We start from the raw sequence: 16,866 nt of genomic DNA, 5'->3' as shown, positions 1-16,866 counted from the left end.
TCAAAGAGGTTTGCTGAGGGCGGCGCTCGTTGGCACCGCGTGTGGCGAAGTCAATGCGGCAGAGGGGGCGGTCTTGGCAAAGAACACCAGGACTGCGGCGAGCACCGAGGTGCCGGCCAAACCGTAGAGGCCGCCCTGGATCGAGCCGGTGGTCTGCTCCAGGAAGCCGAAGGTAGTCGGTGCGACGAAGCCGCCCAGGTTGCCGATGGAGTTGATCAGTGCGATCACGGCAGCGGCGATGCGCGCATCCAGGTAGCCCTGGGGGATCGGCCAGAACAGCGACGACGCGGATTTGAAACCGATCGCCGCAAAGCAGATCGCTACGAAGGCGAAAATCGGCCCGCCGGTGGTGGACATGAACATGCCCGCCGCTGCTATTAGCAACGCCGCGGCGACCCAGGCTTGCTGGAATTTGAATTTGCCGGACAGTGAGGCAAAGGCGTACATGGCGATGATCGAGATCAGCCAGGGGATCGAGTTGAAAAAGCCGACCTGCACATCACTCAGGTCACCCATCTTCTTGATGATGCTCGGCAGCCAGAAGGTGGCGGCATAGATCGTCAATTGAATGCAGAAGTACAGGGCGCAAAACAGCAGGATCTGGCGGTCCTTGAGCAGCTTGCCAATGGTTGGCTTGACCGTGGTCAGGGCTTCACGCTCGCGCTGTTCCTGGTCGATGGCCTCTACCAGTGCATCCTGCTCTTCTCGGGTCAGCCACTTGGCATCATGGGGCTTGGAATCCAGCCAGAACCACACAAAGAAACCCAGCGCCACTGAGGCCAGGCCCTCGATGGCAAACATCCATTGCCAGCCGTGCAAGCCAAACCCTTCGATCTGCAACAACGCGCCCGACAACGGCCCGGAGATCAACGACGCCACTGCCGAGCCACTGAGGAAGATGGCGATGGCCTTGCCGCGTTCCACTCCAGGCAGCCAGCGGGTGAAGTAATAGATCACCCCGGGAAAGAAGCCGGCTTCCGCCACGCCCAGTAAGAAACGCAGGATGTAGAAGTGGGTTTCGTTCTGGATAAACGCCATCAGCGTGGCGACGATGCCCCAGGTGAACATGATGCGGGTCAGCCAGATACGCGCGCCGACTTTTTGCAGCAGCATATTGGACGGCACTTCGAACAGCGCGTAACCGATAAAGAACAACCCGGCTCCGAAGCCGTAGGCCGCTGCGCCGATGCCCAGGTCATGCTCCATGTGCGTGCGCACGAAGCCGATATTGACCCGGTCGATGTAGTTGAGGATGAACATGATCACGTACAGTGGGAGCACATGGCCCTTCACTTTGCTCACGGTGCGGGCGAGCACCGAGTCGCGTTCGGGCGCGGCAGATGCTGGGCTTTGATGGCTCACCATTTAAAAACTTCCCCTGATTGTTTTTATGCGGGTTTAGATGTTTTGTTGCCAGACATCATACAAGTGCTTTTCTGAGGATCGCAATGCACTGGTCGGTAATTTTGTTTCATAAGCACAGCTTTCGATCCGTTATTTTGGTTATTTGGCTGTTTATACGGTTGGGAAGATGCGGTTCTCTCTCAGGCGCTAAGCCGAGAGGTATGGAGGGTTTCGATATGTTGTCATACAAGATTGGGGGTTTTTGAATCAAACGCTCACCGCTTCCGAACGGAGTGGTAAGCTCCCTTCTGCCTAACCCCGTGGACCTGTAGCGATGCCCATTGAAAGCCCAGCGCCTGTGCGCAAACGCTCCACCAACCTGGCCCAGGGTGTGGTCGAAGTGCTGACCCAGCGCATCCTGCTCGGGCAACTCAAGCCTGGCGAAAAACTGCCGTCCGAATCCACCATCGTGCTCGAGCACGGGGTGAGCCGCACCGTGGTGCGTGAGGCGCTGTCCAAGCTGCAGGCATCGGGGCTGGTCGAGACGCGTCACGGCATCGGCACCTTTGTGCTGGAGCAGCACACCCGGCCCGGTTTGCGCCTGCATGTGGACACGGTCGCCAGTGTGCGCAACATGCTCGAATTGCGCCTGGGCCTGGAAGTGCAGGCCGTGGCCCTGGCCGCGCTGCGCAGGAGCGACGCGCAACTGGCCCACATGCGCCAGGCGCTGGACGACTATCAAGCCTCGCTGGCCAACAACGACAGCTGTGTGGAGGAGGACAAGCGCTTTCACCAACTGATCGCCGAAGCCACCGGCAATACGTTCTTCACCGACATCATGCTGCACCTGGGCAGTGGGATGATCCCGCGTACCCAGGTCAAGGGCGCCGAGCGTGGCGGCGCGGACTTTGCCAAGCTGGGGCAATTGGCGAACCTGGAGCATGAGGCGATCTACAATGCGATCAAGCGCCAGGACCCGGACGCCGCACGGGCAGCCATGGTGCTGCACTTGACCAACAGCCGGGATCGTTTTTCCGGCCAATCATAAGGAACCACCGTTGAACCAACACACCTTGTCCATGCGCCTGGAGCGCGTGGCGACGCATGTGCCGGCTGGCGCACGCCTGGCCGATATCGGCTCGGACCACGCCTACCTGCCGGTGGCATTGATGCGCCGTGGCGTGATTGCGGCGGCCGTGGCGGGGGAAGTGGCTACCACACCGTTTCACGCCGCCCGCCGCACTGTGGACGATAACGGCCTGGCCCAGCACATCACAGTGCGCCTGGCCGATGGTTTGGCGGCCATCGAGGTGGCCGATGAAATCAGCGCCATCAGCCTGTGCGGCATGGGTGGCGAGACTATCCGTGGCATCCTCGACTGCGGCAAGGCGCACCTGAACGGCGGCGAACGGCTGATCCTGCAACCCAACGGCGGCGAGCAGCCGCTGCGCCAATGGCTGATGGAAAACGACTACCAGATCCTGCACGAGGAGCTGCTGCGAGAAAACCGCTTCTACTACGAAATCATCGTTGCCGAACGTGCCGAGGCCGTGACCTACAGCGCCGAACAGCTGTACTTCGGCCCATTGCAAATGCAGGCCCGCAGCCCGGATTTTCTGGCGAAGTGGCAACGTATGTTGCGTCAGAAGCGCAAGACGTTGGCCAGCCTCGAACAAGCTCGGCAGGCGGTGCCGATGCAGAAAGTGCAGGAGATTGTGCAGCAGGTGACGTGGATCGAACAGTTGCTCGCCTGAGCGCCACCGATCCAGTGTGGGAGATGTCGAGCTTTAGCGAGGCTTCGAAGGCGGCGGCACTCGCGACATAAACGTTGCCTGATACACCGCTATCGAAGCCTCGCTAAAGCTCGACATCTCCCACATTTGACCGTGCAGGCCGCAGCACTCATGAGCCACATTCGCGGCACTTCAGCGCTCCCCTGTAGTCTTCTCCTAAATCCCCCAAGGTGCTGCCCGCTATGATTACTGTCCACCACCTCAACAATTCCCGCTCACAACGCATCCTGTGGCTGCTTGAAGAACTGGGCCTGCCCTATGAAATCAAGCGCTACCAGCGCGATCCGAAAACCAACCTTGCGCCACCTGAACTGAAGGCTGTTCACCCCCTGGGTAAATCCCCGGTGATTGAAGACGGCTCCCTGGTGCTGATCGAATCCGCCGCCATCATCGACTACCTGATCCGCCGCCACGGCAACGGCCAACTGCAGCCAGACCCGGCCACTGCCACCTATGACCGCTACGTGCAATGGCTGCACTTCGCCGAAGGCTCGGCCATGCTGCCGCTGATGCTCAACCTCTACGTCGGCCGCCTGGGCGAAGCGGGCGCACCGCTGCATCCACGGATTGAGTCGGAGCTGGCCAACTATCTCGGCTACCTGAACGACGTGCTGGGGCATGACCCGTATCTGGTGGGCGACGAACTCAGCGGTGCGGATATCCAGATGAGCTTTATCGGCGAAATTGCCCAGGCCCAGGGCAAATTGCAGGCGTACCCGAACCTGGCGGCGTGGGTGCAAAAATTCCAGGCACGGCCGGCTTACCGCAGGGCGGTGGAGCGGGGCGGAGAGTATGCATTTGCCAAATAGCCAGGCTTGAAGAGGACGCTGTGGGAGGGGGCTTGCCCTAATGCCAGTCAGTTAAGCGAACGAAATCCTCAAAGCAGCGAAGATCAAATGTGGGGCTTTTTCGCGAAGGCGTCGGCCCAGCAAACCCGTGCCGGGGGCAATGCCTCCCACGGCGATCTGTTCGGGGCGTTGATACGCAGCGTGGCGCAATAGGCACAGCCGTCAGTCAAGGACGAGGGCTGTGCCTGTGGCCTCCATCAGAACTTGGTTTGCATACTCACTCGCATCGTCCGGCCCGGTGCCGGCATGAAGCTCTGCGCCAGTGGGTCGAGGTAGTAGCGGTCGGTGAGGTTTTGCAGCGAGACGTTCAACTGAGTGTGGTCCTGCACTTTGTAATTGAGGAACAGGTCCACCAGCGCCACTTCGCGGTAGACCAATTGCGGCGTGGTGGCGCCGGTCTGCCAGGGTTTGTCGGCGGTGACGGTCGGGCCGGAGGTGTAGGTGATGCGCGTGCCGACGGTCAGCGCCTGGTCGAAAAAGCGCAGGCCGGTGGTCAGGTTGGTGGCGAAGCGCGGTGGGTTTTGGGTGTTGGTGTAGGAGCCCATGAAACTGCCGGGCGTGCAGTTCGGCGTCTGGCTGGTCTGCTGGTAACGGTTGCTGCTCGCCCGCAAGCGCGCGGCGAAAACCGAGTCGCAGGTTTCGGTCTTCAGGTAGTAGGTGGATGACAGGTCGGCGAACACGCGGCCGGCGTCGTAATGGGACTGCAATTCCAGGCCACTGGTCTTGAAGCTGTCGGTGTTGCTGAACTGCATCAGGCCCATCAAGCCGGGGCTGGGGTCGTAGTAGCGGGTGATGTAGTTCTTGATGGTGTTGTTGAAGTACGCCAGCTTGATCGCCGCCTGGTCGTCATCCAGCAGCAGGCCCTTGTGCATCGTGCTGGCGCCGATTTCCCAGTTGCTCGAGCGCTCGGGCTTCAAGCCTTTGCCCGGCAGGGTTTGCAACACGCCCTGGCTGGTTTCAAACAGCGACGGCATACGCAGGCCCTGGGTGTAGGAGGCGTAGACAAAGGTGTCGGGCACCACTTCAAAATTGATCCCGAACGCTGGCGCAAAGGCGCCGCCGCTGTTGCGCTCTTTTCCAGAATAGTCATAACCACTGACCACTTCGCCCACCTGGGGTGCATACACCGTGGTATCTGTAGCGCCGAATTCGTTGTAGCGCACGCCTTCAAACGGGAAGTTGGAGTTATTGAAGACGATGCCGTTGTTCAAGCGCGGGTCGGTGGCGTCGGTGTAGTGCCCGTTCGCGTCCGGGAACCAGAGCATGTTGCCGTAGTTGTTGGCATTCATCGCCGACACGTAGCGCAATGGGCGCTCCTCCCAGCGTGCCGTCGAGTGCGGTACGTGGTCCTGAGTGCGGTAGTAGGTGTAGCGGCCGCCGCCCCACAGGGTCAGTTGGTCGACCGGCTGGTACTCCAGCTTGCCGTTGAGGTTGAATTCCTGCCGGGAGCCGTCGCGCAAACTGCGGTTGGCATTGATGTCGTGCTGGGTGGTGACCACGCCTTTTTGCGGGCGCAGATCTTCCACCTGGAAGCCGCCGCCCAGGTCCAGCTTGAAGTCACCGTAGTCGCTGACAAACCGCGAGGTGTTGGCCAGGTCGCCGCCGATGCGCCGGTTAGCCTGGCGGCTCCAGTTGCGGTCCGAACGATAGGCCTGGGAAGCCGGCGCCAGCACCGAGGTCAGTTGGCTGGTCTGGGCATCGGTCATCCACAGGTTGGCCGTAAGGTCCACCAGCGGGTGGTTGGCGGGCAGGTAGTGATAGCGTGCGGTGTAGGTGTCAATCTCGGTGTGGCCGAGCGGGTACTGATAGATACCACCGGTGCCGAAGCGGAAAATATCCGACGGCATGATCTCGCCGATGTGCCCGTTGTAACGGCGGTAACCGAGGTCGAAGGTGTGCTCGTCGGTGGGGCGGATGGTGGTCTTTAGCAGCCACGATTCGGTCTCGGCCGACGAGTTGAGCACCTCTTCGCCGGCGTTGTAGGTGCTGGCCACCGTGCTCTCTTCGCGGCCATAACGGTCGTAGGTGCGGTAGCGATCCTGGCCCTTTTTACCGGCGAAATAATTGCCCTGGTTTCGATGGGCATAGGCTGCCACTACATCGAAAAAGTCATGGGTATAGGCAAATGCGGCACTGCCCGACTCTGCCTTCGAACCGAACAGCCCGCCGCGGCTTTGATGAGGCTCGGCGTACAGGCTGCCAGTGGACGCGTGGCCGTCGCGATACGCCGGGGCAACGCCGTTATTCCATACGTCGCCTTTAAGGCGCAGGCCGATGGTTTGCCCGTCACGCAAAATATCCTCGACGCCCAGGGTGCGCATTTTCACCGTGCCACCGATGGCGCTGGAGGTAACGCTGGGGCCTTTGTCGATGGTCACGTCGCTGATCAGGTCGGGGTCGATATAGCTGCGCTGCTGGGTGCCGGCGTAGCCGCGGTAGACATCCAGTGCCTGCTGCGAGCCATCCACCGTTACCGCCACGCGGCTCTGGCCCTGGATGCCGCGGATGTTCACATCCAGGCCGCCGCCATTGCGGCTGTCGCCCACCTGCACGCCGGGCTGGCCTTTGAGCAGGTCGCCGGCGGAGATCACACCATAGCGCTGCATCTCGTCACCGGAGATGTAGACCGACGAACGCGGTGCCGCATACACCTGTTGTTTCTGCGGGTCTTCGCCCGTGATCTTCTGCGTGGGCAACGCCAGGGCCGTGCCGCCCTGATACAGCTCGTAGCTGCCATCGGCGCGGCGCTGGTAACTCAAGCGTGTACCCTCCAACAGCCGTGTCAGCGCGGCCTCGGTGGTGAAATCGCCGTTGAGCCCTTGGCTGTTTTTGCCGGCGGTCAGCGTGGCACTCCCCGCCATGCTGATGCCCGCCTGCACGCCGAAGCGTGAGAGCACCTGGTCCAGGGAACCGGCGTCGATGGTGAAGTGCTGGCGCTCCTCGGCGGCGAACACAGTCGCGCCGCACAGCGGTTGCAAGCCGAGAAACAGCAGGCCGACCAGGCGGCTGCGCAGAACAAGGGTGGGGGAGGTCATGCAGGGCTCCTGAGGGTGAAAGGCCCATCTGTTTCGATGGGTTGTTCCCATAGGCCAAGCGACTTCGAAAAAACTGCGCAGCTGCACGAAAAATAATTTCAGGCCGGTACCACGGTGACCCAATAACGCGTGCGCCGCTCAATGCGCACCGGCAGCGCCTGGGCGAGCAGGGCCAATGCGGCGTCGGTGTCGTCGAGCTGGAAACTGCCGGTGATACGCAAGCCTGCAACGGCGTCGCTGCAGCGTAAAACCCCCGGGCGGTAGCGCGAGAGTTCGGCCAACAGCGTATCCAGGCGCATACGGTCGGCCGGCAACAAGCCGCGCATCCAGGCCTGGGCGAGAAAGCCATCGACAGGGGCGAGTGCGGCGATGCCGTGGTTATTCACCTGTGTGCGCCAACCCGCGTCCAGTCGCACCGGTAATGGATGACCTCGCGAATGCACTTGCACCCGCCCGCGTAGTACCGTGACTTCGGTGCCCTGGCGGTCATGGCGCACCAGCAGATGAGCGCCTTGGCTGCGCAGCATCGCGTCGGGCGTGAGCAGTTGCAGCGCCCGCGACTCCAGGGGAGCATCCAGGGCTATCTCACCTTCGACCAACTGCACACTGCGCTGCGCGGCATTGAGGTCCAGGTTCACCGCGCTGGCGGTGTTCAGCCACAGCGTGCTGCCGTCTGCCAACCGCCACTGCTGTCGCTCGCCGATGCCGGTACGGTAAGTGGCCAGGGCCGAGCGCACCACGCGGGTCTGCGCACCTTGCCACGACAGCCCGCCCAACAGGCTGACGGCCAACAGGGCCTTGAGCACCTGGCGCCGTTGCTGTGGATCATTCCCCGCCGACTCCAGCGCCCGTCGCGTGGTGGCATCCGCCAACAACGTCGCCCCGGGCTGTAGCAACAACGGCAAGCTGCTGACGCGCTGCCAGGCATACTCATGCTCGGTATTGGCTTGGCGCCATCGTTGCAAGGCCAGGCAGTCGGCGGCACTCATTAGCCCGGATTGGCTCTTCACCAGCCAGTCGATGGCGCTGTCGCGTACCTGTGGATCAACCGGCAGGCTCATTCAAAACGGCTCGCGTAACACACGCTGAACGCCTTGCCCATGGCCCGCTGCACTTGCGCCACGCTGAGGTTCAACTGCGCCGCGATCTGTGGGTAGGTCAAACCGTCGAGCTGGGACAAGAAGAAAATCCGCCGCACCGGCATCGACAGGCCCACCAGCAACGAGTCGAGTTGCAGCAGGGTCTCGATGGTCAGCAGACGGTCTTCCGGCGAGGGCTCCAGCGCTTCGGGCCGAGCGGCCAATGCCTCCAGGTACGCCCGTTCGATGGCCTGGCGCCGCCAGCGGTTGATCAACAGGTCATTGGCAATCTTGGCGAGAAACGCCATGGGCTGACGCAGCTCGCGCACATCCTGGCGGGAACACAACACGCGCACGAAGGTGTCGTGGGCCAGGTCCTCGGCATCGGCGCGGTGCCCCAGCCGCCGATGCAGCCAGCCCCGCAACCAACTGCGATGACGGGTATACAGCTGCTCGACCGACGAGGCTGTGCTGTCGTTGTGCATGTGAGATTCGCTTGCTTTTAAATGATAACTGTTCTCATCTTATGGTTTTTGCTTGGGTGTTGTACAGCGCTATGCGGTAACGCTGCGGGTTTCAAATCCATTGATCATTCACCGTAGCACCCGCAGACCCCACCCGAAACGTCAGTGCCGGGCCAGCCGTACGCGCCAGTCGCCACCGTGCTGGCGTTGGCAGTCTTCTTCGCAGTCAAAATGCACATAGCGGTTGATAGGCAAGGGCGTGATATCGGCTTCGTGCAGCGCAGCCGCGGTCAGCTCGCGCATGCGTTGGTCGGCGCCTGTTGAGAGGGCAGCGTCCTTGCTCGCGCGGGTGTCGGAAATCCAGGTTACGCGCAGGCTCTGGGGGAAGGCGGTGTAGTCGACGGTGTGGGTCAGCCAGGCGAAACCGTTGATTTCGCACTTGGCGGTCTCGCAGGCCTCAGTGAGGCGGGCGATCAGGCGGCGCTCAATGCGTGCGTGGTCGCGTTTGGATGAAGTCATCAGTGGCTCCAGGGGGGGCGGATTTCTAGCGCTGCTGAAAGGCTATTTTCAACCCAAGGCCCATAAACAAGGTGCCGATGATTTTCCCTTCCCACCGCCGCAGCCTGGAAAGCCCCTTGATGCATCGGCTCAAGGGGCGGATCGCGAGGGCCAGCAAGCTGGTGTAGACCGCGCTGAGCCCAGAGAAAATCAAGCCCAGTACCGCGAACTGCACCAGCGACGAGCCCGACTCGGGGTGGACGAATTGCGGCAGGAACGCCAGGAAAAAGATCGCGGTCTTCGGGTTCAGCACCTCGGCGCCCACCGCCTGGAAAAACGCCTGTCGCGGCGTGACCGCAGGCAGTTCAAGCCGCCCGGAGGTGCCTGCCTTGGCCATGAACGCGCGCACGCCCAGGTAGATCAAGTAAGCGGCACCGGCCCACTTCACGGCGTTGAACGCCGCTGCCGAAGTCATCAGGATCGCCGACAAGCCCAGTGCGGCGCACAGCGTATGCACCAGATCACCGCACGCCACACCCAGCCCGGTGGCAACGCCAACCTTACGGCCACCTTGAACAGTGCGGGTGATCACCAGCAACACGGAAGGGCCGGGGATCAGGAATAGACCGATCACCACGGCGACATAGGTGATGAGGGAGGCGAGTTCGAACATAAGGGCCGTCTCGGAGTAAGGCATGGCCCACAGTTAATCCTTAAGTGAGGGGCGAATGCAACGGCCCCTTGGCGCTCAGGGGGGGCATTGCTCTTCGGAGTCGAACCTGACGCAACGGGCCATGTGCGTGACCTGCACGTCAGCGTCATTCAATGCGGCGGCAGTCAGCTTGCGCATGCGTGCGTCTGCCCCGATGGCAGGTGGCATAAGGGCTCCAACGGGCTTATTGCTGGTTGCTCTCGCAAATGGCTTTCAAGCCCAGGACGGTAGTAGGGGTCGGGCCCAGATGAGAAGTAGTGCTCACCAGCATATTGGCGCCGGTGTCGCCTTCCAAGCGATAAGGCTTGCCGTTGCAGACCTTCGCAGCTTTCTGGTTGATATTTTCCAGCAGGCCTTCCCTGGAGTTGAAGATGCTGCCATGGCTGCTGATCATGTATTCACCCGGAGCGACTTCATTGGCGCCGGTGAATGTGCAGCCGGTCAAGGCCAAGGTGATGCATCCAAGCGAGAGTAATTTTTTCAAGTCCATGAATCCTGGGAGTGGTGGGGCGTCAGGCGATAGGCTGATCAGAGCGGGGGTTGTTGAAGCGAGGGGCGCAACCGCTGCCACTCATTCCAGCAATCTTCGGCAACGATATCCGGGTAACCCCGCTCTTGTTCCATCGCCAGCGCGGTGGAGAAGGTTACCGCAATGCAAGTGGCTTGGTCGCGGATATCGCAGACTTCGACTTCGTTGAGTGGGGTGCCTTTTTTGCACTCGGCGGCTGCCAGCACGGCGGCAAGGGCGGGGACGAAAACCAGGCAGAGGGGCTCGGTGGGCATTAACTGACTTCCTCAGTGGAGTGGACGGCGTTTATTGTTCAGGGCTGATCAACGATCTCAACGTATGGTCCTCCCAAACGCCAGCAATTTTCAGATTGCATACTGTTTACCTGTTGCTCGACCCTGGCGCTGGCGTTGTCAGTGGTGAAATATTGCTCGTCCCTTAGCGGCTCCCAGGGTTGCAGATGCCTGCGCTTGACGCGGTCGTATCGGCTGATCATCTCGACATCGTCACGCGGCAACGGCCGAAGGCAGCAGCCCTCAACGGAATACTTCATAAACCCTCCAGATTTATCAATGACCCAATCTGACTGCGTAGCCGCGAAGAATAGCGCCGCTGCGCGTAAAGCGACCCGTTTGATCGCAAACAGGTCTACCATGCCAGCCCCGGCAGTGGTTCCACTCGCTCCCGAACTCAATTTTTCAAGGTAGCGATAATGTCCATCGACCAGATCTCCCTCCCCAAAGGCGTCGGCCCTCACGCCACCAAGCTTCTTGACGCGATTACTGGCGCCTCCACCCATGAAGAACTTAACCGTGCTGGCGGCAAAGCCGAGGGGTTTGTGTTGGGGCTGGAGGCCACCAAGGCGATCAAAAGCCAAATTGCAGAGTCGTTGTATGTGGCGTATGACGACGCGGCGAGCCATAGGGCGCGTGAGTTGAAAGGCTGATCATCTGGGCTGTCGGTTTGAGCTTCGGCGGTTGCCGCCAGCTCGTTTGCGTTTCTTGAGACAGCTTGCGCGGATCTTTAGACTGTGGGCTTTATCTTTCTCAGGATGAGGCTGTCATGTTTAAAGTTGTCATCGCGTCACTGTTGTTGAGCTGCACCTTCTGGGCTTCGGCAGCTACGAGTGTTGATGTCTCGAAGATTTACGGCAACATCCAGTTCGTCGATAGCTTCCCGGACTATAAGGTCAAGGTGGTGGACAGCTACCCTGACCTCAAGGTACAGCGGGTAGATCACTATCCAGACTCAGCCGGCAAATGGAAAACGGTCGATCACTACCCCGACTACAAGATTCAGATTGTCGATCACTACCCCGATTTCACCATTCAGTACGTGGATCACTACCCGGGGGCTAATTGAAGGCAGAGGGAAAAGGGGATGGCGTATGCCAATGAACTGCGGATTCGACATGAACGTGTTTTTGCTTTTCAGGTATGAAGGGCGTGTCGAGCGTGCCCAGGGCTATCGAAACCCAGTCGGCAAACTCCCCTTGAGACCGTGACCAGAACAATGTCGAGCCACAGTGCGTGCAAAATTCGCGTAACACCGCCTCTGAGGATGCATAGGTTTTGATGCTGGTGGCACCGGAAAGTATGCGTAGTGCGTTACGGGGAACACTGCCGTAAGATGCGAATGCGGCCCCGTGACCTTTGCGGCACTGGCTGCAATGGCAATGGCTCACTGCTTTCGGCGTGGCGGATAGCTCGTAAGTGACGGCTGCGCACAAGCAGCTTCCTTGGTACACCATTGTCATACGCTTTGCCCGTCGTGCGAAAAACGTCAGCGTAACCGTCCCGCTCTAGTCAGTCGACCTACAGCTTCTGGTCAGGAGCAGACGTGGCTGTCGTCATCCGACCCACCCGGCACACGCCCAGCACGCCAACTCGCCGAGTCCGTTGAACGTGGCTTACGACGACGCGGCGACTTATCGAGCTATTGAATTGAAGGATTAACCATCACCCAGGGCAGGGCGCTTCACGATCGAGGAGTCTGGCGGTAAGGAGTACGCCCAGTTCGCTCAGTTGGTGGATGGCCAGGGCGATGTCGCGGTGTTTGCCGTTGAGGTCTTCGGACAGGTCGAGCAGCAGGGTGCTGACGCTGGTGAAGGTTTCGTAGCTGTTGGTGATGAGGGTTTCGTTGCTGGCGTTGGGGGCAACGTTGAAAAGGGCGCTTGAATCTGATTTGAGCATGTTTGAATTCCTGTTTAGGGCCACCATCCTTTAGCTACTAAACATAAGGGTGGCGGCTGTGCGCAGGTTAGTAGACCGGGGAATCCAAACAAAGCCGGCGCACCCGAAGGTGCCCTGCGCGCAGCCACCATCAAACACAGACGCAATGTCTGATCGGTGAAGCTCGTGCACGTTGTCTGGATTAACCTTCAGGCTACTAAACCCGATCACTGAACAATTCAGCGACGGAGCCACCTTAGAGACGGCCTCCCCAGCGCACAAGCCGGCGGATTCTGACGCACGCGTAGGCAATGGAGCAAGCCGCGACGAGGGAATCGGATTTTGCCTTCAGGCGCTGCGCAGTGATTGGTCAACAGTGGGTTGTTATCAAGGTGCGGGTAGCTGGACAATAGGTCCGGACGAGCCAACAACGAAGGACCCGGTGTGCGAACTTCCGGTTCGCACGGCTGGGCTCTACAAACTGCAAAATTACTGATCGGAAAAAAGACCAATGCTAGGGAAAGTCAGCAGTAAACATCTTGTCTGGGCCGCGGTCGCACTTTGCGCGACCCTTCTGTCCGGGTGCGCTACCTCACGCTACGACGGCAAGCACGCACCGGACCCGAGTAAGGCGATCATCGTGGGTTCGATTGGTGAGAGCTTTCCGATGATGCAGCCGCATGGGCTGGTGGTTGAGATCAAGCAACAGGGAGCCCCCGGCACCGCATTACGGCTGACGACGCTGGGCAATGAAGATGATCAGCCATCACCCTCTGTGCTGGGCCATTACTTCATGTATGAAGTGCCGCCGGGTGAGTATGAGTACACGCAGTGGCATTACGTGTATTACGCGGGAAGGTCGATGCCGCGCCCTGTGCCTGCGGTTTTCTCGGTGAAGGCCGGGGAAACCCTTTATATCGGCGATCTGCGCGTCGATGCGCTGCGCTTTTGCCTGTCCAACGTGAACAATGCCGAGAGCACTGTGCAGGAGCTGAAGCGTAAGTACCCGATGCTCAAGGACCGGAATATCGTGAATCTGACGGCAAAGAGTGGTTTTGCGCCTTGGCCGAGTTCTGATGCCACTGACTTCGGCAAAGGGCTTTGCACGATCTGAATCCGGTAACGGTGACAGTCATCGAACCCGACGCCCATTGATCCACGTTCAAGGAATTTCATGCCATGAAGCGCTGTACGCTACTCTGGGCCGGCCTGTTCGCAGCCCTGGCCTCACTGACCGGCTGCATCAGCGGTCCGGACCTGACAGGCCAACCGTTCTTCACGTCACCGGCACAACCCCGTGCGGATGAGGCCACGGTGTACTTCTATCGCACGTCGGCCAGCATCGGTAACGGGGTCGCTCCGACTATTCAGGTCGATGGCCGCGCCATTGGCAGCTTGCCCTCCGGTAGTTTTTTCAAGGCCGGCATTCCCGCTGGTAAGCACAGCGTCGCCTCCACCTCGCCACCGATCATCAGCGGTATGGTTAATCAGCGTTTCGATATCACTGTCGAGAATGGAAAGGTGTATTACATCGCCGACCAACTCAGCACCTCTGCCTACACGGATGGGCAGACCTTGGGTGAAGTCGACGGCCGTCGTTTCGGTGGAACAATGTTTTACTCGCGCTACGCGCTGGTGCCTGCCGAGGAAGCGTTGCGTTCTATCAAGTGGTGCCAGGAGCTGCCGGCAACCGCACGGTAGCCACGCGTCCCGCTTCATCAACAGCCAACTCGCCGAGTCGTCGTATGTGGCTTAGAACGACGCGGCGAGTGGGCGAGCTATTGAGTTAAGGGGTAGTCATCAGCCAGGGCTGGGCGCTTCGTGGTCCAGGAGCCTGGCGTACCGTTTGCGTTTTCACGAGCAAGCTCGCGCCTACAGAAGTGCCATGTTCGGGTGTTATGGTTGGCGCTGACCAGGGAGGATTGAACATGACATTGACCGTCGATACGTTGCTCGAGTTGGCCATGACTAACCCGATCAATGCTCAGATCACGGCGCGCCTGCCGGATCTGGGCGTGCAACAGTGCCTGCTCACGGCGGGTTGCCTGTTCCAGGCAGTGTGGAACCATCACGCCAATCTGCCGGCCGCTCAGGGCGTCAAGGACTACGACGTATTTTACTTCGACGAGGACCTGTCCTACGAAGCGGAGGACGCGGTGATTCGGGCGGCAAACGTACTATTTCAGGACCTGGGCGTGAATGTGGAGGTCAAGAATCAGGCGCGGGTGCATCTTTGGTACGGTCAGCGGTTTGGCCGGCCCTATTCGCCGTTGCACTCGGCCAGGCAGGGAGTTGATCGTTATCTGGTGGCGGGTACTTGCATCGCGCTGGATATTGCCTCGGGCGAGGTCTATGCGCCTTATGGTTTGGATGATGTGGAGCAGGGTGTGTTGCGCATCAACCCACTGCATCCGGAGCCGGAGCTGTTTTTGCACAAGGCCAGAAGTTATCAGGCGCGCTGGCCCTGGCTCAGGATCGTGGAGCCCACACTTGATCGCAGGTGAACTTTTACCGGTATGTCATGCGTCCAAGGTTGTAACCATTCCAGCCAAGGACCGACGATGACCTTCTTTATCTTCCTGCTTGCCTGCGCCGCCGCCGCCAGCACCGGCGTGATCTTCAAGCCCGGCGCTTGGTACGAATCCCTGATCAAGCCCAGCTTCACCCCACCCAATTGGTTGTTCCCGGTGGCGTGGACGATCATCTATCTGCTGCTGGCCTGGGCCGGTTACCGCCTGAGCCAGATCCCCGGCAGCGAAATGGTGTTGGCCCTGTGGGCGGCGCAGATTGCCTTGAACACGCTGTGGACGCCGGTGTTCTTCGGCGCCCATCGCATTCTCGCCGGTATGGTGGTTATCGTGCTGCTGTGGCTTACCGTGGCGGCGATGGTGGTATTGGCCGTACGCCTGGACCTGATTACCGGGTTGATCCTGTTCCCTTACCTGGCGTGGCTGTGCGTGGCGGCCGCCTTGAACTTCTCGATCCTGCGAAATAACCGCTGATGGCCTACACACCATGGCCCGCCAGCGAGACTGAATTGGCCCAGATGCGCCGCTTCAATCAGAAGCTTGCGTGGATGCCGCGCTTTAAAATCCGCAACCGCATCACGCCGCGCCTGATCCAGGCACTGTTGCGCGTCAGTCAAACCCTGAAGAAGGCGCCCGTGGCAGAGCGAAAAATGCTGGGCTCTGTGCCCGTGCGCATCCTGCGGCCGAGTGGCAAGCCTAAAGGCGTGGTGCTGGATATCCACGGCGGCGGTTGGGTGATCGGCAATGCGCAGATGGATGACGACCTCAACCTCGGCATGGTCAACGCGTGCGACGTGGCGGTGGTGTCGGTGGATTATCGGCTGGCGGTGGATACGCCGATTGAAGGGCTGCTGGAAGACTGCCTGGTCGCCGCCCGTTGGCTCTTGGGTGAATGCTCCGAGTTTGCCGACTTGCCGGTGATTGTTGTCGGTGAGTCGGCTGGTGGGCACTTGGCGGCAGCCACGTTGCTGGCGCTCAAGCAATGGCCCGAGCTGCTCAAGCGCGTAAGCGGCGCGGTGTTGTATTACGGCGTCTACGATTTGACCGGTACGCCGAGCGTGCGTACAGCGGGGCCGGACACCTTGTTGCTGGATGGGCCGGGCATGGTCCAGGCGCTTCGCATGCTGACGCCCGGAATGACCGATGAGGCGCGCCGTCAGGCGCCTTTGTCACCGTTGTATGGAGACTTTGCAGGCATGCCACCGGCACTGATGTTTGTGGGCGAGTTGGACCCGCTCAAGGACGACACGCTGCTGATCGCCGAGCGCTGGGGCGGGGTCGAGGCGCATCTGCTGCCGGAAGCGGCCCATGGGTTCATTCATTTTCCGGTGGCGATGGCCGCTAGCGTGCTGGCTTACAGCCGCAAGTGGATAGCGAGTCGAATCCTTGGCTATGAGCGCTAGCATCCAGGCCGTGACGGCCGCTGACATTCCCGAAGTTTTACGCTTCGTTTTGCAGGCTCGTGATGAGATTTTTCCAAAACTCAAGGCGACCGGGTTACCGGATGACCTGGCGCAGTTCGAAGCCATCTACCTCCAGGGCGACGGTCAGTTTCTGATTGCTCGTGCCGAAGGCCGGATCGTTGCGGCGGTGGGTTACCTGCCGTATGACGGCCGCTTTGCACAGTTGAACTACCAGGGCTGCAAGACAGTGGAAGTGGTGCGCCTGTACGTACTTCCGGCCTTCCGGCGCTTTGGCCTGGCGGGTGAGCTATACCGTTCGCTGGAAGCGTTGGCGCGGGCGGATGGGGTGGAGATGGTTTACCTGCATACCCACCCGTTTCTGCCCGGCGCGATTGATTTCTGGATCCGGCAGGGGTTCGAGGTGGTGCACGTGGAAGCTGACCCGGTATGGCAGACCACCCATATGCACCGACCTCTGTAGAT

Annotated in this window: 23 protein-coding genes; 11 read left to right on the top strand and 12 right to left on the bottom strand. The window is 60.3% G+C overall.

Features of this window, described 5'->3' with window-relative positions:
• Positions 1-1,365: an MFS transporter gene (locus FRT59_RS09025; protein WP_153871001.1), complete on the bottom strand. Its 1,365-nt coding sequence runs from the start codon at positions 1,363-1,365 to the stop codon at positions 1-3.
• 313 nt (positions 1,366-1,678) lie between these two features.
• Here FRT59_RS09025 and FRT59_RS09020 point away from each other — a divergent pair, with 313 nt between their 5' ends.
• The 3 genes from FRT59_RS09020 to FRT59_RS09010 all read left to right on the top strand — a co-directional run bounded on the left by FRT59_RS09020 (position 1,679) and on the right by FRT59_RS09010 (position 3,946).
• The gene (locus tag FRT59_RS09020; protein ID WP_153871000.1) at positions 1,679-2,392 is read left to right on the top strand and encodes a FadR/GntR family transcriptional regulator; all 714 of its coding nucleotides are present in this window, start codon (positions 1,679-1,681) and stop codon (positions 2,390-2,392) included.
• 10 nt (positions 2,393-2,402) lie between these two features.
• Positions 2,403-3,098 carry a tRNA (adenine(22)-N(1))-methyltransferase gene (locus FRT59_RS09015; protein WP_153870999.1) on the top strand — a complete coding sequence of 232 codons (696 nt, stop codon included), beginning with the start codon at positions 2,403-2,405 and terminating at the stop codon, positions 3,096-3,098.
• Between the two features lie 221 nt (positions 3,099-3,319).
• On the top strand, positions 3,320-3,946 hold the full coding sequence (locus FRT59_RS09010) for a glutathione S-transferase family protein (protein ID WP_034116907.1): 627 nt from the start codon (positions 3,320-3,322) through the stop codon (positions 3,944-3,946).
• Positions 3,947-4,182: 236 nt separating this feature from the next.
• On the opposite strand, the gene FRT59_RS09005 is transcribed toward FRT59_RS09010, so the two are convergent.
• The 9 genes from FRT59_RS09005 to FRT59_RS27205 all read right to left on the bottom strand — a co-directional run bounded on the left by FRT59_RS09005 (position 4,183) and on the right by FRT59_RS27205 (position 10,936).
• Positions 4,183-7,020, bottom strand: a complete 2,838-nt coding sequence (locus FRT59_RS09005; RefSeq protein WP_153870998.1) for a TonB-dependent receptor — start codon at positions 7,018-7,020, stop codon at positions 4,183-4,185.
• A 98-nt stretch (positions 7,021-7,118) separates the two neighbouring features.
• Positions 7,119-8,081, bottom strand: a complete 963-nt coding sequence (locus FRT59_RS09000; RefSeq protein ID WP_153870997.1) for a FecR domain-containing protein — start codon at positions 8,079-8,081, stop codon at positions 7,119-7,121.
• Positions 8,078-8,584 (bottom strand): sigma-70 family RNA polymerase sigma factor, encoded by a 507-nt coding sequence (locus tag FRT59_RS08995; RefSeq protein WP_034116904.1) that lies wholly within the window; start codon positions 8,582-8,584, stop codon positions 8,078-8,080. Before FRT59_RS08995 ends, FRT59_RS09000 begins: the two co-directional genes overlap by 4 nt.
• A 141-nt stretch (positions 8,585-8,725) precedes the next feature.
• The gene (locus FRT59_RS08990; protein WP_153870996.1) at positions 8,726-9,082 is read right to left on the bottom strand and encodes a hypothetical protein; all 357 of its coding nucleotides are present in this window, start codon (positions 9,080-9,082) and stop codon (positions 8,726-8,728) included.
• Between the two features lie 25 nt (positions 9,083-9,107).
• On the bottom strand, positions 9,108-9,734 hold the full coding sequence (locus tag FRT59_RS08985; RefSeq protein ID WP_153871139.1) for a LysE family translocator: 627 nt from the start codon (positions 9,732-9,734) through the stop codon (positions 9,108-9,110).
• Between the two features lie 75 nt (positions 9,735-9,809).
• Entirely contained in the window at positions 9,810-9,941 is a 132-nt protein-coding gene (locus FRT59_RS27370) for a hypothetical protein (protein WP_267910978.1), read from the bottom strand.
• A gap of 16 nt (positions 9,942-9,957) precedes the next feature.
• A complete protein-coding gene (locus FRT59_RS08980) occupies positions 9,958-10,257 on the bottom strand; it encodes an META domain-containing protein (protein WP_153838025.1) in 300 nt (99 codons plus the stop codon).
• A gap of 44 nt (positions 10,258-10,301) precedes the next feature.
• Positions 10,302-10,556, bottom strand: coding sequence for a hypothetical protein (locus FRT59_RS08975; protein WP_153870995.1), 255 nt, complete (start codon positions 10,554-10,556; stop codon positions 10,302-10,304).
• Positions 10,557-10,594: 38 nt separating this feature from the next.
• Positions 10,595-10,936: a hypothetical protein gene (locus FRT59_RS27205; protein WP_233094169.1), complete on the bottom strand. Its 342-nt coding sequence runs from the start codon at positions 10,934-10,936 to the stop codon at positions 10,595-10,597.
• A 57-nt stretch (positions 10,937-10,993) separates the two neighbouring features.
• Between FRT59_RS27205 and FRT59_RS08965 the strand changes: the two genes are divergently transcribed.
• Together FRT59_RS08965 and FRT59_RS08960 are read left to right on the top strand one after the other, a co-directional pair.
• Positions 10,994-11,227 carry a hypothetical protein gene (locus FRT59_RS08965; RefSeq protein WP_153870994.1) on the top strand — a complete coding sequence of 78 codons (234 nt, stop codon included), beginning with the start codon at positions 10,994-10,996 and terminating at the stop codon, positions 11,225-11,227.
• Positions 11,228-11,343: 116 nt separating this feature from the next.
• The gene (locus FRT59_RS08960) at positions 11,344-11,643 is read left to right on the top strand and encodes a 7(1) septoil knot domain-containing protein (RefSeq protein WP_034116894.1); all 300 of its coding nucleotides are present in this window, start codon (positions 11,344-11,346) and stop codon (positions 11,641-11,643) included.
• Here FRT59_RS08960 and FRT59_RS08955 read toward each other — a convergent pair.
• Both FRT59_RS08955 and FRT59_RS08950 read right to left on the bottom strand, forming a co-directional pair.
• Positions 11,636-12,037 (bottom strand): GFA family protein, encoded by a 402-nt coding sequence (locus FRT59_RS08955; RefSeq protein ID WP_153838019.1) that lies wholly within the window; start codon positions 12,035-12,037, stop codon positions 11,636-11,638. The two genes, FRT59_RS08960 and FRT59_RS08955, sit on opposite strands and share 8 nt — an antisense overlap.
• A 202-nt stretch (positions 12,038-12,239) precedes the next feature.
• On the bottom strand, positions 12,240-12,473 hold the full coding sequence (locus tag FRT59_RS08950) for a DUF6124 family protein (protein WP_034136022.1): 234 nt from the start codon (positions 12,471-12,473) through the stop codon (positions 12,240-12,242).
• 619 nt (positions 12,474-13,092) lie between these two features.
• Between FRT59_RS08950 and FRT59_RS08945 the strand changes: the two genes are divergently transcribed.
• From FRT59_RS08945 to FRT59_RS08920, 6 genes are all read left to right on the top strand, one after another.
• Positions 13,093-13,566: a CDP-glycerol glycerophosphotransferase family protein gene (locus FRT59_RS08945; RefSeq protein WP_235365406.1), complete on the top strand. Its 474-nt coding sequence runs from the start codon at positions 13,093-13,095 to the stop codon at positions 13,564-13,566.
• A gap of 65 nt (positions 13,567-13,631) precedes the next feature.
• Positions 13,632-14,153, top strand: coding sequence for a DUF2846 domain-containing protein (locus FRT59_RS08940; RefSeq protein ID WP_153870993.1), 522 nt, complete (start codon positions 13,632-13,634; stop codon positions 14,151-14,153).
• Between the two features lie 227 nt (positions 14,154-14,380).
• Entirely contained in the window at positions 14,381-14,956 is a 576-nt protein-coding gene (locus FRT59_RS08935; RefSeq protein ID WP_153870992.1) for a nucleotidyltransferase family protein, read from the top strand.
• A 57-nt stretch (positions 14,957-15,013) separates the two neighbouring features.
• Entirely contained in the window at positions 15,014-15,454 is a 441-nt protein-coding gene (tspO, locus tag FRT59_RS08930; RefSeq protein ID WP_153870991.1) for a tryptophan-rich sensory protein TspO, read from the top strand.
• Positions 15,454-16,383 (top strand): alpha/beta hydrolase fold domain-containing protein, encoded by a 930-nt coding sequence (locus FRT59_RS08925; RefSeq protein WP_153870990.1) that lies wholly within the window; start codon positions 15,454-15,456, stop codon positions 16,381-16,383. The genes tspO and FRT59_RS08925 overlap by 1 nt, the downstream gene beginning before the upstream one ends.
• Positions 16,373-16,864 carry a GNAT family N-acetyltransferase gene (locus FRT59_RS08920; protein ID WP_153870989.1) on the top strand — a complete coding sequence of 164 codons (492 nt, stop codon included), beginning with the start codon at positions 16,373-16,375 and terminating at the stop codon, positions 16,862-16,864. The genes FRT59_RS08925 and FRT59_RS08920 overlap by 11 nt, the downstream gene beginning before the upstream one ends.
• Positions 16,865-16,866: the final 2 nt, after the last annotated feature.

It is taken from the genome of Pseudomonas haemolytica, assembly GCF_009659625.1.
GTDB lineage: Bacteria > Pseudomonadota > Gammaproteobacteria > Pseudomonadales > Pseudomonadaceae > Aquipseudomonas > Aquipseudomonas haemolytica.
Note: the sequence above shows the minus strand (reverse complement) of the source record. Positions and strands in the feature narration are given on the sequence as shown.

Bases quoted from the DNA above. Each gene is read 5' to 3' on its own strand.
- FRT59_RS08940 (WP_153870993.1), top strand. From the start codon at position 13,632: ATGAAGCGCTGTACGCTACTCTGGGCCGGCCTGTTCGCAGCCCTGGCC.
- FRT59_RS27370 (WP_267910978.1), bottom strand. From the start codon at position 9,941: ATGCCACCTGCCATCGGGGCAGACGCACGCATGCGCAAGCTGACTGCC.
- FRT59_RS09025 (WP_153871001.1), bottom strand. From the start codon at position 1,365: ATGGTGAGCCATCAAAGCCCAGCATCTGCCGCGCCCGAACGCGACTCG.
- FRT59_RS09020 (WP_153871000.1), top strand. From the start codon at position 1,679: ATGCCCATTGAAAGCCCAGCGCCTGTGCGCAAACGCTCCACCAACCTG.
- FRT59_RS08975 (WP_153870995.1), bottom strand. From the start codon at position 10,556: ATGCCCACCGAGCCCCTCTGCCTGGTTTTCGTCCCCGCCCTTGCCGCC.
- FRT59_RS08990 (WP_153870996.1), bottom strand. From the start codon at position 9,082: ATGACTTCATCCAAACGCGACCACGCACGCATTGAGCGCCGCCTGATC.
- FRT59_RS09005 (WP_153870998.1), bottom strand. From the start codon at position 7,020: ATGACCTCCCCCACCCTTGTTCTGCGCAGCCGCCTGGTCGGCCTGCTG.
- tspO (WP_153870991.1), top strand. From the start codon at position 15,014: ATGACCTTCTTTATCTTCCTGCTTGCCTGCGCCGCCGCCGCCAGCACC.
- FRT59_RS08960 (WP_034116894.1), top strand. From the start codon at position 11,344: ATGTTTAAAGTTGTCATCGCGTCACTGTTGTTGAGCTGCACCTTCTGG.
- FRT59_RS08935 (WP_153870992.1), top strand. From the start codon at position 14,381: ATGACATTGACCGTCGATACGTTGCTCGAGTTGGCCATGACTAACCCG.
- FRT59_RS08925 (WP_153870990.1), top strand. From the start codon at position 15,454: ATGGCCTACACACCATGGCCCGCCAGCGAGACTGAATTGGCCCAGATG.
- FRT59_RS08920 (WP_153870989.1), top strand. From the start codon at position 16,373: ATGAGCGCTAGCATCCAGGCCGTGACGGCCGCTGACATTCCCGAAGTT.
- FRT59_RS09010 (WP_034116907.1), top strand. From the start codon at position 3,320: ATGATTACTGTCCACCACCTCAACAATTCCCGCTCACAACGCATCCTG.
- FRT59_RS08985 (WP_153871139.1), bottom strand. From the start codon at position 9,734: ATGTTCGAACTCGCCTCCCTCATCACCTATGTCGCCGTGGTGATCGGT.
- FRT59_RS27205 (WP_233094169.1), bottom strand. From the start codon at position 10,936: ATGGTAGACCTGTTTGCGATCAAACGGGTCGCTTTACGCGCAGCGGCG.
- FRT59_RS08955 (WP_153838019.1), bottom strand. From the start codon at position 12,037: ATGACAATGGTGTACCAAGGAAGCTGCTTGTGCGCAGCCGTCACTTAC.
- FRT59_RS09000 (WP_153870997.1), bottom strand. From the start codon at position 8,081: ATGAGCCTGCCGGTTGATCCACAGGTACGCGACAGCGCCATCGACTGG.
- FRT59_RS08950 (WP_034136022.1), bottom strand. From the start codon at position 12,473: ATGCTCAAATCAGATTCAAGCGCCCTTTTCAACGTTGCCCCCAACGCC.
- FRT59_RS08995 (WP_034116904.1), bottom strand. From the start codon at position 8,584: ATGCACAACGACAGCACAGCCTCGTCGGTCGAGCAGCTGTATACCCGT.
- FRT59_RS08965 (WP_153870994.1), top strand. From the start codon at position 10,994: ATGTCCATCGACCAGATCTCCCTCCCCAAAGGCGTCGGCCCTCACGCC.